At 49.0% G+C, this 15,550-nt stretch carries 10 protein-coding genes and 7 pseudogenes; 10 read left to right on the forward strand and 7 right to left on the reverse strand.

All coding sequences use genetic code 11. The features are described 5' to 3' along the window. On the forward strand, positions 1–182 hold a 182-nt coding region (locus tag DR88_RS0127040; protein WP_032444093.1), incomplete at its 5' end, for an IS1 family transposase. 167 nt (positions 183–349) lie between these two features. Further along, positions 350–514 (forward strand): annotated as a pseudogene (locus DR88_RS28935) (transposase); the annotation flags it as partial. Positions 515–532: 18 nt separating this feature from the next. On the opposite strand, the pseudogene DR88_RS0127045 reads toward DR88_RS28935, so the two are convergent. Continuing rightward, positions 533–1,385, reverse strand: a pseudogene (locus tag DR88_RS0127045) (IS110 family transposase). Positions 1,386–1,555: 170 nt separating this feature from the next. Between DR88_RS0127045 and DR88_RS30115 the strand changes: the two are divergent. From DR88_RS30115 to DR88_RS31195, 4 genes and pseudogenes are all read left to right on the forward strand, one after another. Continuing rightward, positions 1,556–1,749 (forward strand): annotated as a pseudogene (locus tag DR88_RS30115) (IS3 family transposase); the annotation flags it as partial. A 248-nt stretch (positions 1,750–1,997) separates the two neighbouring features. Continuing rightward, on the forward strand, positions 1,998–2,996 hold the full coding sequence (locus tag DR88_RS31570) for an ssDNA-binding domain-containing protein (RefSeq protein WP_151393728.1): 999 nt from the start codon (positions 1,998–2,000) through the stop codon (positions 2,994–2,996). A gap of 74 nt (positions 2,997–3,070) precedes the next feature. After that, positions 3,071–4,819 (forward strand): AAA family ATPase, encoded by a 1,749-nt coding sequence (locus DR88_RS0127055; protein ID WP_208328176.1) that lies wholly within the window; start codon positions 3,071–3,073, stop codon positions 4,817–4,819. Positions 4,820–5,020: 201 nt separating this feature from the next. After that, entirely contained in the window at positions 5,021–5,377 is a 357-nt protein-coding gene (locus DR88_RS31195; protein WP_004150546.1) for a hypothetical protein, read from the forward strand. Here the strand turns inward: DR88_RS31195 and DR88_RS30120 are convergent. From DR88_RS30120 to DR88_RS0127070, 4 genes and pseudogenes are all read right to left on the reverse strand, one after another. Then, positions 5,282–5,775 (reverse strand): annotated as a pseudogene (locus tag DR88_RS30120) (transposase); the annotation flags it as partial. The gene DR88_RS31195 and the pseudogene DR88_RS30120 sit on opposite strands and share 96 nt — an antisense overlap. Positions 5,776–5,814: 39 nt before the next feature. Next, positions 5,815–6,381 carry a hypothetical protein gene (locus DR88_RS31575; protein WP_227499859.1) on the reverse strand — a complete coding sequence of 189 codons (567 nt, stop codon included), beginning with the start codon at positions 6,379–6,381 and terminating at the stop codon, positions 5,815–5,817. A gap of 101 nt (positions 6,382–6,482) precedes the next feature. Then, positions 6,483–6,842 carry a hypothetical protein gene (locus DR88_RS31580; protein ID WP_004150543.1) on the reverse strand — a complete coding sequence of 120 codons (360 nt, stop codon included), beginning with the start codon at positions 6,840–6,842 and terminating at the stop codon, positions 6,483–6,485. A gap of 86 nt (positions 6,843–6,928) precedes the next feature. Then, positions 6,929–7,183, reverse strand: coding sequence for an Hha/YmoA family nucleoid-associated regulatory protein (locus DR88_RS0127070; protein WP_025862222.1), 255 nt, complete (start codon positions 7,181–7,183; stop codon positions 6,929–6,931). 177 nt (positions 7,184–7,360) lie between these two features. Between DR88_RS0127070 and DR88_RS00640 the strand changes: the two genes are divergently transcribed. Then, positions 7,361–8,497, forward strand: a complete 1,137-nt coding sequence (locus DR88_RS00640) for a tyrosine-type recombinase/integrase (RefSeq protein WP_004150541.1) — start codon at positions 7,361–7,363, stop codon at positions 8,495–8,497. Positions 8,498–9,046: 549 nt separating this feature from the next. On the opposite strand, the pseudogene DR88_RS28950 reads toward DR88_RS00640, so the two are convergent. Then, a pseudogene (locus DR88_RS28950) lies at positions 9,047–9,323 on the reverse strand (IS3 family transposase); the annotation flags it as partial. 344 nt (positions 9,324–9,667) lie between these two features. Here DR88_RS28950 and DR88_RS0127075 point away from each other — a divergent pair. Beyond that, positions 9,668–10,279: pseudogene (locus DR88_RS0127075) on the forward strand (site-specific integrase). An 822-nt stretch (positions 10,280–11,101) separates the two neighbouring features. Here the strand turns inward: DR88_RS0127075 and DR88_RS31365 are convergent. After that, positions 11,102–12,111 (reverse strand): annotated as a pseudogene (locus tag DR88_RS31365) (RepB family plasmid replication initiator protein). 729 nt (positions 12,112–12,840) lie between these two features. On the opposite strand from DR88_RS31365, the gene sopA reads away from it, so the two are divergent. Both sopA and DR88_RS00625 read left to right on the forward strand, forming a co-directional pair. Further along, on the forward strand, positions 12,841–14,007 hold the full coding sequence (sopA, locus tag DR88_RS00630; RefSeq protein WP_023287153.1) for a plasmid-partitioning protein SopA: 1,167 nt from the start codon (positions 12,841–12,843) through the stop codon (positions 14,005–14,007). Beyond that, positions 14,007–14,978, forward strand: a complete 972-nt coding sequence (locus DR88_RS00625; protein WP_004117790.1) for a ParB/RepB/Spo0J family plasmid partition protein — start codon at positions 14,007–14,009, stop codon at positions 14,976–14,978. Before sopA ends, DR88_RS00625 begins: the two co-directional genes overlap by 1 nt. The last annotated feature ends 572 nt before the right edge of the window (positions 14,979–15,550 follow it).

A 15,550-nucleotide genomic window follows, 5' to 3' on the forward strand; every position in this document is an offset into this window, starting at 1 on the left:
CACGCCTGAAGGGAAAGCTGCACGTTAACAGCAAGCGTTACACTCAGCGCATTGAGCGACATAACCTGAATCTGAGACAACATCTGGCAAGGCTGGGACGGAAGTCACTGTCGTTCTCAAAATCGGTGGAGCTGCATGACAAGGTCATCGGGTATTATCTGAACATAAAACACTATCAGTAAGTTGGAGTCATTACCAATAATTTTTCTTATTCCGGACGACTGCTAGTATGTTGCCCAGCGGAACCAGCCTCCCGGCTAGACTGGCCCCCTGAATCTCCAGACAACCAATATCACTTAAATAAGTGATAGTCTTAATACTAGTTTTTAGACTAGTCATTGGAGAACAGATGATTGATGTCTTAGGGCCGGAGAAACGCAGACGGCGTACTACACAGGAAAAGATCGCTATCGTTCAGCAGAGCTTTGAACCGGGAATGACGGTCTCCCTTGTTGCCCGGCAACATGGTGTGGCAGCCAGCCAGCTATTTCTCTGGCGTAAGCAATACCAGCAACTGTCTTGAAGGTAAAAATTATGGAGCAACGTGGTGGTACGACTCATCCCATTCTTCGTTCTTTCTGAGCATTGCGTTCAGGATGGTAAGCAGCTTACGCATACAGGCTACCAGCGCCACTTTTTTGGCCTTTCCGGCTGCAAGCAGGCGCACATAAAACGTTTTTATCACCGGATTAAAGCGGGTTGCCACAAGCGCAGCCATGTACAGTGCTGATCTTACGCCAGCCCTGCCGCCAAAAATGGTTCGCCGGCCACGTACACCTTTGATACTGCTCAGGCGCTCAGCAATCTCTTTAAAGTGGTTCCGGATGTGACTGTTCATGTCTTTCTCGAGCCTGGCAAGCTCATCTTCCAGCGCTTTAATGATGGTATTAATGCTTTTCTTGTTCTGTGGATGGGATGGATACAGTCGGTTACGCTCAGCCACCAACATCGCAATCAACTGGCGTCTGCGAACCACCACTTGCAGCAAGGGCCTGACGTTCAGCATCCGGCAGTGCCCTGATAAAGCGTTTCCGCTCAGGATGACGATTAATAACCTCAGCCATCTGCGTGAGGACTCTGGCATCAATTCGGTCGGTCTTCGCAAGATATCCCATTGCACGGGCGAAGTCACGGGCCTGCCTGGGATTGACCACGGCAACCTCAAAACCTTCGGCCTGAAGCGAACAGGCCACCGCAACCTCCAGCCCACCAGTGGCCTCCATCAGAACCAGAGCAACGGAGTGCCGTCTCAGTCCGGTAATAATCGCGTTAAAGACATCAGAGTCATTGCTGACTGTAAACTGAGCAACATAACTGCTGGCAGCGATGTCCAGTGTGGCTTTGGAAACATCGATGCCCACACAAAGTGGATTTGGCTGACTCATTTTTACCCCTCCTTGCAAATACGTTATGGAATACGGACAACTGTTCGGGTTTCAGATGAGTGGCTCAGCGTATGCGCCAGTCGCTGATATACGGGCTTGAACCCTGGAAGGCATCGGGCTGCATACGTTTTGCCAAATCTAATCGTATTAATTTTAATCAGTCTTCAAGATACAAGGAAGGCAGCCTCACCGCCGTTGCGGCCGGAGAGGAAGTCGTTCCTGCTTCTGAGCTTACTGCTGCTCTGAAGCAGGTCCGGGAACTTCAGCGCCTTCTGGGCAAGAAGACGATGGAAGTTGAGATCCTGAAAGAAGCCGTGGAGTACGGCCAGTCGCGAAAATGGATAGCGCACGCGCCCTTGTCTCATCCTGTCCTGGAAAAGCAAGCTAAAGAGAATACCCTGTCAGCTATTGTTGATAAGGCTATCGAGCAGGTTTCAAGCAAGAATGTCAGGTTTACCTACGACAACGTACTGACTAACGTGCTTAACCAGACCGAAATTAAGAAAGGTGTGTACCAGGAAGCGCGCCAGGCGCTTGATGCCGCGGTCGAGAAGGGGAGTCTTATCGCAGTTGATACAAAACAGACCCTTTTTACCTCGGCCATGCATGTTCGTGACGAACAAAGACTATCCCAAATTTGCCGGCCGTATGGCTGAACAATCCGCTGGACCTACGGCAGATGTCAATGCCCGGGATATCACGGCAAAAATTGCAGACCGTGATCGTGCTCTGACGCTGGTCGATGCCAGGGGTGGGGGGGAATTTCAGAGCAATTTATTAAGCCGAATGAAAGAACTGGCGCAAAACAGCAGTAAAACGCCGGTACTGATTGCCGGTAACGTCAAAGATAAGAACCAGTACTCAGAACACCATTCAGTGATGGCCATAACTGTAAAAGAACTGGCCACAACCGAATTACCTGAAAATACGATGCTTATCATTCCTGAAGCCGAAAAGCTAAACGTCCCGGCCATGTATGAAGTCCTCAAAACAGCAAACGCCGTCAATGCTCCGACAGTTGTCATTGATACGCATACCCGCAGGGCGACGGGCTTTGCCAGTGAAGTTTTGAGAGGTGCAGGCGCACCGGTACTCTCATCTTCGCCAGGAATGGAAAAGAGCTCCTTAACGTTAGTTCAGAAAGATACAGTTGACGATCGCCTCAAGGTTGCAGCCAGGTATGTCAGCCAGCAGAAGGCGGCCGGCATTCACGTCGTTGCGCAGGCGGGTAATGAACGGGCAAGAGGACAGTTAACCCGCGAGATACGTAATGCTCTTCAGGAGAACGGGATACTTGGTGAGACGGTGGCAACTATTTCAACGCTTTCACCGGTATGGCTTGATGGTGCCAACCGGAACCTTCGGAGTACATATCAGACCGGTATGGTGCTTGAGCGGTATGAGGGAAAGGAACTCAAGGAGACGTTGAAGATCACCGGTATCAATGATAACCATAACACTCTGCGAGTAGTAAATGAACATGGCGAAACGCAGGGGCTCAGATTAAATGCGATCGACAGTCAGTATCGCCTGTATACGGGAATGACGATATCACGCTTGCGCTGCGTGAACTCCAGAACAACCGTCTGGCCCCCAGAGAAAGAGCCGTAAGACAGGCAATTGAACTTGTGCAGGGTACAAACGTTACGTTTTCAAGTCTAAACGTGGTAAGTACCGCGCTTAAAATGGATCGTTCATTATCCCCGCTTGTCGCCCAGGCCGAACTTCAGCGTCTGGAGAGCCGTGGTGAAATAATTGCCCTGGATGCCAACCAGGGACGCTTCGGTGATTATGTGCAGCGTGAAAACTGGCAAAACGAAAAGACTATCCTGGGAAATATTCTGAAAGGAATAAACGCTGTCGATCCGCTGATTGCCGATGCCCGGCAGGTAACTGAAGGTAAGGGACTAACTGATGGCCAGCAGAAAGCCGCAAAGCTTATCCTGGAATCACGAGATCGTTTTGTCATTGTGCAGGGGTATGCCGGCGTGGGTAAAACCACACAGTATCGGGTAGTGGCAGCAGCAGCTAATCAGGTGGAGGGATTAGAATTGCGCGGCCTGGCACCCACTCACCGCGCCGTGGGTGAACTGCAGGCCGCCGGCATTTCGTCGCAGACCGTCGCCAGTTTTCTTTCAGAGCATGCGGAGCGTCAGGCAAACGGCCAGACGGCAGATTACAGTCGAACGCTGTTTGTGATTGATGAAAGTTCCATGATCGGAAACCGCGATTTGGCAACATTGACCGATATAATTGAGGCTGGTAATGGCAGAGCGGGGATTAGTGGGGATGAGACCCAGAAGAAGCCTCTTGAGTCCGGTGTTCCGTTTTCACTGACGTTAACACGAAGCGCAGCGGATGTAGCCATTATGAAAGAAATTGTTCGTCAGACCCCTGAACTGAGACCTGCTATTGAACACATCATTGCCGGGCAGGTTCAGGAAGCACTGAATGTGGCTGATTTGGTTAGCCCTTCCGTTGTACCACGGGACAAAGATGCGCCGGTTCCGGAGAAGAGCATCATTGATCTAAAGGGCAGTGGAAAAATTGCAGCCTATGAGATCGCTACTGATTTCACCAGCCGAACCAGTGAAGCACGGGATAAGACCCTGATTGTTGCTGAACTGAACAGGGACCGCATGGAAATCAATAAAAGTGTGCATGACATGCTGCAGGCGAAAGAGGAGCTGGGTGACAGTGTAACGGTAAATCACCTTGTCCGTGTCAGTAACTCAATGGCTGATTTAAACCTACCGGGATTCTGGAAGGAAAATTATAAGAATACCGTTCGTATCGGGGAGCAATATCTGACTATTGGACAGGTTGATCCGAAAAGCAACCTTGTAGAGCTTAACCATCCGGAGACAGGGAGCAACCGGTGGATCTCTCCGCTTGAACTCCGTGCGTCTAACGTAGCAGTCTTCGAAAAAAAAGAAATAGAGGTTTCTGTCGGTGAACGTATTCGTTTCACGGCCACAGACCATGACAGAAAGGTGAAGTCGAATGACTTAGCCGTTGTTACCGAAATTGATAAGGGAGGTAAAATCACGCTCGATGCCGGCGGTCGTAAAGTCGTCCTCAATCCCCGGGAGCAGCAAAAAGACCAGCATATCGATTATGGCTATGCTGTGACTACCTATAGCTCTCAGGGGGCATCTGTACCCTATATTATTGGGCTGGTTGGCGTTGACGGTGCCAGAGAGCAGATGGCTACCCTGGACACCACGTATGTTCAGATGTCGCGTGCCGTCGAACATATACAGCTATACGCAGATGACCTCAGCAAGTGGGTTAAGACGGTGAAGGAGCGTTCTGGAGAGCGTGAAACGGTCCATGATGTGATGTTGCGTGGTGAAGATCTAAAGGCCACTAACGAACTTAATTTATGGAAACGTAGCCAACCTGTTTCTGCGACCCGGCTCGCTGCAAAATAACCAGAAAGCATTCAAGAGTGTCTCATGACGTGTGGACAGAATATGAATGGGGGAACTTTCTGAATGAACGAGAAGAGAGCCTTATGCTTCATACTATCCAGTCAGAAAGATTATCATCAGATTTTTCAATCTTTCATAAAATCCCTTGTTTACACGATGCGTTAACGATTTAAGGTTTATAAATATCCAGTGAGGTGTGCAATGTTAAGAAAACTTTGGGGAAAAAAGGGAATACCTAACTCTTCGCGTATTGAAGATGTTCTTATCGAACAAAATAGAGAGTTAAGTAATGTTTTAAATATGCTTGTGAAAAATAGTGGTCCAGGAAGGTCAATTATAGAACTTCGCGATATAGAGCGTGCAATTAAAAACCCTGAGATAGAATCAAGAGAGCTAACCATAAAGAGAATACTATATATTGAAAAGTATCTAACAGACCTGTTTTATGAGGTGTATAAAGTGCTTGTGGTTAACGCAAAGACCTTCACGTCGCAGAAGCTGCCAGATACGCCGGTAACCAAAACGGCAGCGTTCAAGTGCCAGCTCTGTGATGCGTAGAGACAGCTGCGCGTCAGCAGCCGGACGCTGAGCCGAATATCGGCAGGTTGACAGGGACAGACCTGCCAGCCTGCAGGCACGACGTTGCGACAGACCCTTAGCCTCGCACATGACTTCCACGGCTTCCCGCTTCTGGTCTGTCGTCAGTACTTTCGCCCAAGAGCCACCTGAAGCGCCTCCTTATCCAGCATGGCTTCATTCTTGAGTCTGGCGTTCTCTTCCTCAAGCGACATCAGGCGCTTAACCTCAGGCACCTCCATACCGCCATACTTCTTACGCCATGTGTAAAAGGTGGCGTCGGAAATGGCGTGCTTACGGCAGAGCTCACGGGCAGAAACGCCGGCTTCGGCCTCGCGGAGAATACATATGATCTGTTCGTCGGAAAAACGCTTCTTCATGGGGATGTCCTCATGTGGCTTATGAAGACATTACTAACATCACGGTGTATTAATCAACGGGGAGCAGGTCAAGTTATGTATAGACACGTTCCAGTTCGCGATTTTAACTATGAAGCTAATGTATTCCTGCTCCGCCTCATTCAGTCCTCCCTCTCCCCTTTTACTGAGGTAATAATCGTACCAACGTTCATACGCGGGTACGTTTATAGATTCCCAGGAATCCAGCATCCTCGTTGCATAGGATACCAGTTCATCAAAAACGGTACTCCCTGAAGGAATATCCGCCCGGGTAAGTTTAGCGAGTATTTTTATTGTCCATCGTAAATGTTGCCATTGCTGTGCAGGTGCCAGAGGCAACGAATTCATATTCATGGGTAGATCTACCGGAATCATAGAAAGCAGCTGGTTGCCGCTGGCATTCAGGTGGCGTTTGTACTGATGTAAGGTATGTGGTTGTGCTGTCTGCATTAAGGGATGGTAGATCCACCGCTTGGCTTCATCTGAGGTGAAAAGTAGCTTTTCTATCGCATCCATCATCTTTATGCCTTCCCCGTTCTCACGATATGGAGTGATGATGCTTTCAATCCGAACGGCATCGATCTCCACTAGCGCCAGCTGGCCTGTTTGAGCTAAAAGGTCTGGATTTGGCTGGATATCCTCCGACGTATCATTAACGAATATCCCGATTGTCGTATCGTTACATAACCCTATGAGGTCAGCATTAAGGCCACAAACAATCCCACCACCAGCGAGATTTTTGAGGTTAACGATCCCTTTCTCCTTACCTTGCAGAAGATGAGGAAGAGCAAGGTATTTTTTTCCTGTATTTTAACCTTTATGTATTTTTTTATATGTTGTAGTGTGAGCTCACTACAAACCCCTTTTACTTCTGTGCTGTGGCTAAAATGCCATTTTTGGTTTTTACCTTGTTTTGCAATCAAGGATGTTCCACAAATGAGGCAGATACAGTTGCAAGAAAGGCCATTCTCAACGCTGGCGATATCAACAATTTTATTTGAAACTGTATCGAATCCAAATGGTATCCATTTTTGTGAGTTACGTCGCATGAATATTCCTCGTTAAAAACGAATAAAGGAATTCTACATTATTCGCTTCTATCAAACCTGGAATAACAGTGCCTTATTTACAATATTCAGATCTCATCGGGGATGAGATGCCACACAGAGGCAGGTATTTTGTCATAGATTTTTTCCATGTAGATCTCAGCTCTGCGGTGATCATACGCTCCACTCAAGCTGGTTATCTTATTTATATCCCCCCCTTCATCATTTAATTTATCCAGGATACGTTCAAAAACTTTATCGAGAGTTTCTGTCGTGCTGCACTTCCTGAACTTCAGGAGATAGGTTTCTCTCAGGCTACTGTGCACATTTAGGCTTTTCAACAACAACGCTCCGGGGCATGTCCAAAAACAATGGCTATTATCGAAAACATTAAACGAAGTACCACAGACAGGCAAGAGAAGCATCTTGATTAATTTCCCATTCTCCCTGGATTTGAAAAAAAACAATGTTACTATACTGGTTATAAAAACAGTGCCATTGATAAGACATGAGATCTTCCCATGACAGATAAAACTAAGCTGGTTGCGATTGCACGAACCGATGACATGAGCGCCCTGGAAGCACTCAAGCTGTTACGGTTTCGCCGTTACAATACGGCAAGAAGTCAGTTAAGGGTCACGAGTGTCTGGTCTGCATGGTGCGCCAGGCACGGCCTGACCCCCTTCCCCGTCACAGCAGTTGATGTCGAGCGCTATATTAATGGGCTGAATGGATCCGTTAAAATGGCGACCATCTCTCATTTTATTGCATGCCTTTCAAGCGTAAACAGCAGCCTGGGTTTTCCAGACTTCCGCAACGTTCTGATAAAAGCACTGGTTCAGGTATGGCGGGCGCGGGAGAATGAGAAAAAAATCGTCACCGGTCAGGCCCTTCCATTTCTAATATCCGATCTCAATATTCTTCGCCGGTCACTGCATAAAAGCGACGACCTGAGAGACATACGGGACCTTGCAATGATATGGGTTGGGTTTGAAACCCTGCTGCGTAACGTGGAAATTCGAAGGATTAAAACCGGCGACCTGAAATGGCAAAATGACACGTCCTGTTACCTTCTGGACGTCATGCGGACCAAGACAAACCTTTCAAGTAACCTGACATTTCAGCTCTCACCACAATGCAGTCAGCATATCAGACAGTTGATTGAGACTGTGGAATACACCGATACTGAAAACTTCGGGCACCGTTTTCTTTTTCAGCCTGTGAACATCCATACAAACCGATATTTCCCACCCACCAGCAGTAAGCTATCACGGGGTAAATCCATAGACAGGATGCTGGTCAAAGCAGGATTCAGTCAGGGGTTACTGACGCAGCTACAAAATGAATCAAAGGTATCACGGGAAGATGTTGGTATGCTGTCCTCTAATTCACTGAACCAAGCATTTGCACGCCTCTGGGGGATTGCCGGGAAGGTCGGCGACAATAACCGACAGTCCGGGCGGTACCGGACATGGACAGGACACAGTGTGCGTGTGGGGGGAGCCATAGAGCTGTTTAAAGCCGGGTACTCCCTAGAAAAGATTACCGAGATGGGGAACTGGTCTGATCCAAAGATGGTCTTCCGTTATATCCGTGGATATCTTGCCAGTGAAAAAGCCATGGTAAGCTTTATGCGTAATCATCTGGACGATATATAGATTTTACTGAGAGAAACACCAGCACTCAGCAACATGTTACTGAGCGCTGGTCACTTATGAACTTTTCAGATATTCAGATGAAGTGATCACCTTGTGTATGGCGTTTCTTCGCCTTACTCATGAGGCTGTTCTGAAAGATAAAAAAACAAAGCACCATAATAAGCAAGTCTACAAAAACGTAAAAGTTACTTTTGATGGTAAATCCACAGCAATGATGGAGGGGAGAGTTGTAGCTATCAACAAAGACGAGAGAGACATTAATTTTATACATAAAATTAGTATTGAGCCTGCCGCTTGCCTTCTCTTAGGTCTTTTCCTCTTGTCCGTCATACTGGCCCGAAATCCAGGGGTCCCATCTGACGCGGTTCTAACGTGCATGCGTCTTAATGCAAATGCTCAACTACAAAAGTAACTTTTCTATCTTATCATTCCCGTTTTACGGGAATTTCAAAAAAAGATACTTCCCTTAATGGGGAAAATACGCTCGGTTCATAGGATACATTAGATGTAACTATGGACTGACCCCATGCCTGTAGACAAATTCTGTCCTCACGACGAGGCCTGTTCGAAGGCCTCCGGACTGACGCCGCCGGGATGACTGTGGCGCCGGGTCCGATTGTAGAACACTTCAATGTAATCGAAGACATCCGCCCGGGCCAGATCCCGGTTTGGTATATTCTCTTACTAATGCGTTCTTTTTTCAGTGAACTGAAGAACAATTCGGCTACCGCATTATCCTGGCAGTTGCCACGCCGGCTCAAGCTCGGTGCCAGGTTATTGGCCCGCAGAAGCGGTGCCAGTCGTCACTGCCGTACTGACTACCCTTACACAACCACAGACGGAACATGTTAAAGATCATTCCTGCCGATCGCATCTGGAAGGTAGCCGTTTCTCGTCTCCATTACTGCCAGTGTCAACATAGCTGTTTGTCCTGGCATTACCCCATTTCTCCCAAAAACGACGAAAGTGCCTGCAGGCCGCGTCATAACTGGCTTAAGCATAGATCTTAACCGCAAAAGGATCCTTTACGCATTTGGTTTTACCCGCAATAATGTGGGATAAGACAACAAAAGGATCCGCGCGCTGCGATTTATTGTCATGGCAGGATCAGCCGCTTCAGGCCAGAATAGCTGTATCCAAACCCGTTGTGCGCTACGTGAAAAATAACTCATGAACAGCATCATTCCCCTGCAGAATTCACCAGATCGCGTCTCCCTGCTGCCGATCCGCCCCGGGCGTTGATTTTGCGACCGCGGTGGCACTCCGGCGGATGGCCACCTCAACAGGTGCCACGCCGGCTTACCTCCTGGCGCCGGAAGTGAGCGCCCTCCTCTGGTATATGCCGGACCAGCGTCACCACATGTTGTTCGCCACCATGTGGAATACCGGGAGCCGTATCGGTGAATCCCGGACGCTCACCCCGGAATCCTTCGACCTGGATGGTCACCACCCGCCCCGCCGGCGGGAGCCGTTATGGCCGGTCACGGATGAGACAATGCGCAACTGGCTGAAACAGGCGGTGAAGCGGGCTGAAGCTGATGGCGTGCATTTTTCGATCGCCCTGACGCCGCATACCTTCCGGCACAGCTATATCATGCACATGCTTTATCACCGGCAGCTCAGTAAGGTCATCCAGGCGCTGGCCGGGCAAAGGATCCGCGCTCGATGGAAGTCTATACCCGGGTATTTGCGCTGGACATGGCTGCCACCCTAGCCGTTCCCTTTACCGCTGACGGTCGAGATGCCGCGGAGATCCTTCGCTCCCTGCCACCGGCCGGCTGAGATTGTCGGGCAGGCGGCCGGGGCTTTGCCACTTAGTAAAGGAGATAAAGACAAACGCATTCCAGACGAGGCAGAGTCAGTCAGTCGCTTCTGAGTCTCTCACCGTGCCGGCTGCAGAAGCGTTACGCTTATCCAGTATGACCCGGGCATCATTCCGTCCGGGTCTGGAGAGAAATATTCATACCGCATCCCGTGTCCCCTCACCTTCTCATTGCACCATGACATCATTCGTATTAAGGAGCCCCGGTCCTCTGGTGACCAGCTGACATCTTCATACCGCAGACAATAAAACTTACTGCGATCCGGATATCAGCAGGTTACAGGGGATATACCTGAGGGCCTTTCCAACCGGGTAAGCCAGGTCGTTATTCAGTATATCGTCGGTGACTGCGTCCCGGGCCATTTCTGACAGCCATCAGGTTTCCTCTTCATGATTGCAGATATCAGTGCGAAGCTAGCTGAGGGTACGACAGGATTAACGAACTTCGGAGGACTGGTTTTAGCAGCTCTTGTATGGCAATGCCGGAATCAACGCTCTGCTGAGTGGCTTCATTCAGTGCGCACCGGGGATTTACTGAAATATTGACTGTGGGATGCAGTCACGTGGAGAGCTCTCAATTGGTCGGGTAACACCCTCGTCAAACTTGCATGCTGCAGTCAATATCAGCATATTCTGGCCATAAATGACATACCGCAGTCAATATTGTCCGATCTTTACCTGCAGGTAAGGAGAGCGAATATTGACTGTAGTATGCGTGATGCACCTCACAGTCAATAACTAATTGCGTATGCATACAGCAGTCATGGTAATGCATATCGCAGTCAATTTTCCGGCTTCATCGCCGATAGCGCTTCAGCAAGTTTCTGCGGATCGATGCCTGCAGCCTTCAGTGCCTTGATGACTTCGTCATAATTCTGCTCCGGCGCCTTCTCTTCTTCCTCCTTGCGCGGTACCTTCACCGTCCCGCTGATGAGTTTGGGATTGCGATAATGAACGCTAAAGTAAGTCGCCCGGCCACGTTTAAACTCGGTGTAATCCAGATAGCCGATATCCCGAAGTTGCTCCATAGCCTTTCGGACCGTGTGGTTCTGCGTATAGACATTTGAGGTAAGATTCAGCCGGTCCCGCATACGTTTCATGGAGATAGGTGCGGGATTCTGGGGAAGGCTCTCGATGTAGGTATACAGCGCCTGGGCAGATTCCTTCCGCTGCAGGGCGTCAATGGCTTTCAGCCGAAGCAGGACCCGCCTGTCCATATGGTAAAGCTCAAAGAGCTTGGGTTCAGCCTTGATCTCCACGATATCCTCGTTGATGTCATAATAGGCTGACTGCACCAGATGGGTGGTCCATCCTTTGGTCTCGCTCTGGAACTGCAGGGTAACCGAGGCGAGTTTAAACAGGGAATTGCTGATGCGATCCCGCATTTTCTTGTTTGAGCGCCGTGAGTCAAATCCACACATCTTAACGAATTCAACGAACGACAGTTCCAGGGTGTCACTTTTTACCCCATACTCAGACATCGAGCGAATGATCCCGAGCCAGACTTTAAAATCCGTGTCCATATCAAGACGCGAACCGGTGATCTTAACGTCGGTGTACCCTTCGCTTTTGGCGATGGACAGCTGTACGAGCTCCTCAGTGGCATCTGTGACGTTTTTACGGTTTGCCTTACTCCTGAGGTTGATTTCAGGGTTGGAACGAAGAGACCGAGCCTCATGAGCGCTACCGGCTGCACAGTACTGGTACTGTTGACATCCAGCTTAACAACTTCGCCGGTTGTCTTGTCCACTTCCTGAAGATTGAGAGGTAAGCTGTTATTTTCGCTCGTCATCTTGATCCTCAACGGTTATCCACAAAAGAATGTCGTTATACATATCGCAGTCAACGGATATACATACCTCAGTAAATACCGTTGCATATCACAGTATTAGATTTCGCATACAGCAGTCAACTTTTTACATTCCACAGTCGATCCAGTATGACGTTCAAGCCAGTTACAGCGCCTGCTGCAGCGATCCGGGGATCTTTTTAGGATCTCAATATGATCTCTTTGGGATCAATTACTGGATCGAAGCAATGAATAACGTTAATCCCCAGCCAGATCTACCTCACCACATTCAGGGTTCTGCAAGGGTAATCTGAATGCCGCATGAGTAACTCTCCCTGATTTAACATTAAATATTGACTGCGATATGTAGAATCTTCTTTTGTTGTTGACCAGCCCTCGGCTTTTAGTTTCATACCATAGTCAATTTTTCACATATCACAGTCAACTTCATGAAGATATACTAATCCGGAGAAGTATACGGCATCGTAGCGTTCGTGCTTTGTGCAGTCTCTGTGCTTTTCCACTTCCTCACTGCGTGAGATCGCTTACTGCGGCGAGCGGCAGTGAGAAATATTGACTGCGGTATGTGATTGAGCCTCTCTTCTCCGGTTTACAGCTTTCATTACAGTCAGCTTTGCAATTTTCAGATGACTTTGCGATTTTATTGTTGCTTTGCAAATAATCCCAAGATTTAATAAAATGATGCAAAGCGATGATTAAAGGATGCTCAGAATGGGACTGATGGATATACTTAACCAGTGCATTACTGCTGGACATGAGATGACGAAGGCTATCGCCATTGCGCAGTTTAATGACGACAGTCCGGAAGCAAGGAAGATCACCCGCCGCTGGAGAATTGGTGAAGCGGCGGATCTGGTTGGCGTTTCTTCTCAGGCAATCAGGGATGCAGAGAAAGCCGGCCGGTTACCTCACCCTGATATGGAAACCCGTGGCAGAGTTGAACAACGTGTTGGTTATACCATCGAACAAATCAATCATATGCGGGATGTGTTCGGTACCCGACTGCGGCGTGCAGAAGATGCTTTCCCTCCGGTGATCGGGGTTGCGGCTCATAAAGGGGGGGTTTACAAAACCTCCGTTTCTGTTCACCTAGCTCAGGACCTAGCCCTGAAAGGACTCCGTGTTCTTCTCGTTGAAGGCAATGACCCACAGGGAACGGCTTCTATGTATCACGGATGGGTGCCCGATCTTCATATTCATGCTGAGGACACTCTCCTGCCCTTTTATCTTGGGGAAAAGGATGATGCCAGCTACGCTATAAAGCCCACCTGCTGGCCTGGCCTTGATATCATCCCGTCCTGTCTGGCACTGCACCGCATTGAAACTGAGCTGATGGGGAAATTTGACGAAGGCAAATTACCTGCTGACCCGCACCTGATGCTCCGTCTGGCCATTGAAACGGTCGCTCATGATTATGACGTGATTGTTATCGACAGTGCACCCAACCTTGGTATCGGTACGATAAATGTTGTATGCGCTGCTGATGTATTGATTGTCCCTACTCCGGCAGAGCTGTTCGACTACACCTCCGCACTGCAGTTTTTCGATATGCTTCGTGACCTGCTTAAGAACGTGGATCTTAAAGGCTTCGAGCCAGATGTCCGTATTCTGCTTACCAAATACAGTAATAATAACGGCTCGCAGTCCCCGTGGATGGAAGAACAAATTCGGGATGCCTGGGGAAGCATGGTCCTTAAAAATGTTGTGCGCGAAACGGATGAAGTCGGTAAAGGTCAGATCCGTATGAGAACCGTTTTTGAACAGGCTATTGATCAACGTTCTTCAACAGGTGCCTGGCGTAATGCCCTCTCTATCTGGGAGCCTGTTTGCGATGAGATTTTTGATCGTCTGATTAAACCACGCTGGGAGATTAGATAATGAAGCGTGCCCCTGTCATTCCAAGACATACCACACATACTCAATCGACTGAAGATACCTCATCACCGGCGCCGGCTGCGCCGATGGTGGATTCATTAATTGCGCGCGTGGGTGCTATGGCCCGCGGTAATGCCATCTCTCTTCCGGTATGTGGACGGGAAGTAAAATTTACCCTTGAAGTGCTCCGGGGAGACTCTGTTGAGAGCGCTTCACGCGTATGGTCAGGCAATGAGCGCGATCAGGAACTACTTACCGAAGATGCTCTGGATGATCTCATTCCTTCATTTTTACTGACTGGTCAGCAGACTCCAGCTTTCGGCCGCCGGGTTTCCGATGTCATTGAAATTGCAGACGGCAGCCGTCGCCGTAAAGCCGCAATCCTGACGGAAAGTGATTATCGCATTCTGGTTGGTGAACTGGACGATGAGCAGATGGCAGCATTGTCCCGACTGGGTAACGATTATCGGCCGACGAGTGCTTATGAACGTGGTCTGCGTTATACAAGCCGGCTGCAGAATGAGTTTGCTGGAAATATTTCTGCACTTGCCGATGCGGAAAACATCTCTCGTAAGATCATTACCCGCTGTATCAATACGGCCAAACTGCCTAAATCCGTTGTTGCCCTGTTTGCACATCCTGGAGAACTGTCTGCCCGGTCAGGTGAAGCCCTTCAGAAGGCTTTTGCAGATAAAGAAGAATTACTGAAGCAGCAGGCTGAGACTCTCCACGATCAGAAGAAAGCGGGACTAATCTTCGAAGCTGAAGAGGTCATTAGTCTTTTAACATCCGTACTGAAACAATCTTCCGCATCAAGAGTTAATCTGAGCTCACGTCATCAGTTTGCTCCAGGGGCAACAGCATTGTACAAGGGCGATAAAATGGTGCTTAACCTGGATAGGTCCCGCATTCCTGCGGAGTGTATAGAGAAAATAGAAGCCATTCTTAAGGAGCTTGAGAAACTAGGAGTTTGATGCGGACACGCTTTAGTCTACGGTTATCTCCCTTTACTTCATTTCCTTTCTCACAGGCCAGAAAAAATAACTGGCCTGAATACTCTCTATGGGACCACGGTCCCATCTGTATTATCGATTAGGTTTTCAGCCTGGGACCACAGTCCCACCTGCATCGTCGTTTAGGTTTCAGCCTGGGACCACGGTCCCACCTGTGTCGTCGTTTAGGTTTTCAGCCTGGGACCACGGTCCCACCTGCATCGTCGTTTAGGCTTCCAGCCTGGGACCGCAGTTCCATCAATGCCTGTCACGAACAGGTATTGGCATGGCGCCGGTGACCCGTTGAGCGGAGTAATCACGCAGCACGATTGCTATTACAGGCGATGGTGAAAGCTCTGTTGGGAAATGAACGAAGCATGCATGTTGAGTGAAATCTGCAAAATTTCGCAGGGTATGCGGCTTAATTTTAAATTTCCGCAAGCATTTTTAAAGCCAGTTGCCGCCGCTGCGCGTAGGCCGGTCCTTCGTTCGGCCGGTAACCAGTTCCGGCCGTTTTTACGACCTTGGGATCACCTCGTCAGCAGTGTCTCCAC

The sequence above is a fragment of the Klebsiella pneumoniae genome (assembly GCF_000742135.1).
Classification (GTDB): domain Bacteria; phylum Pseudomonadota; class Gammaproteobacteria; order Enterobacterales; family Enterobacteriaceae; genus Klebsiella; species Klebsiella pneumoniae.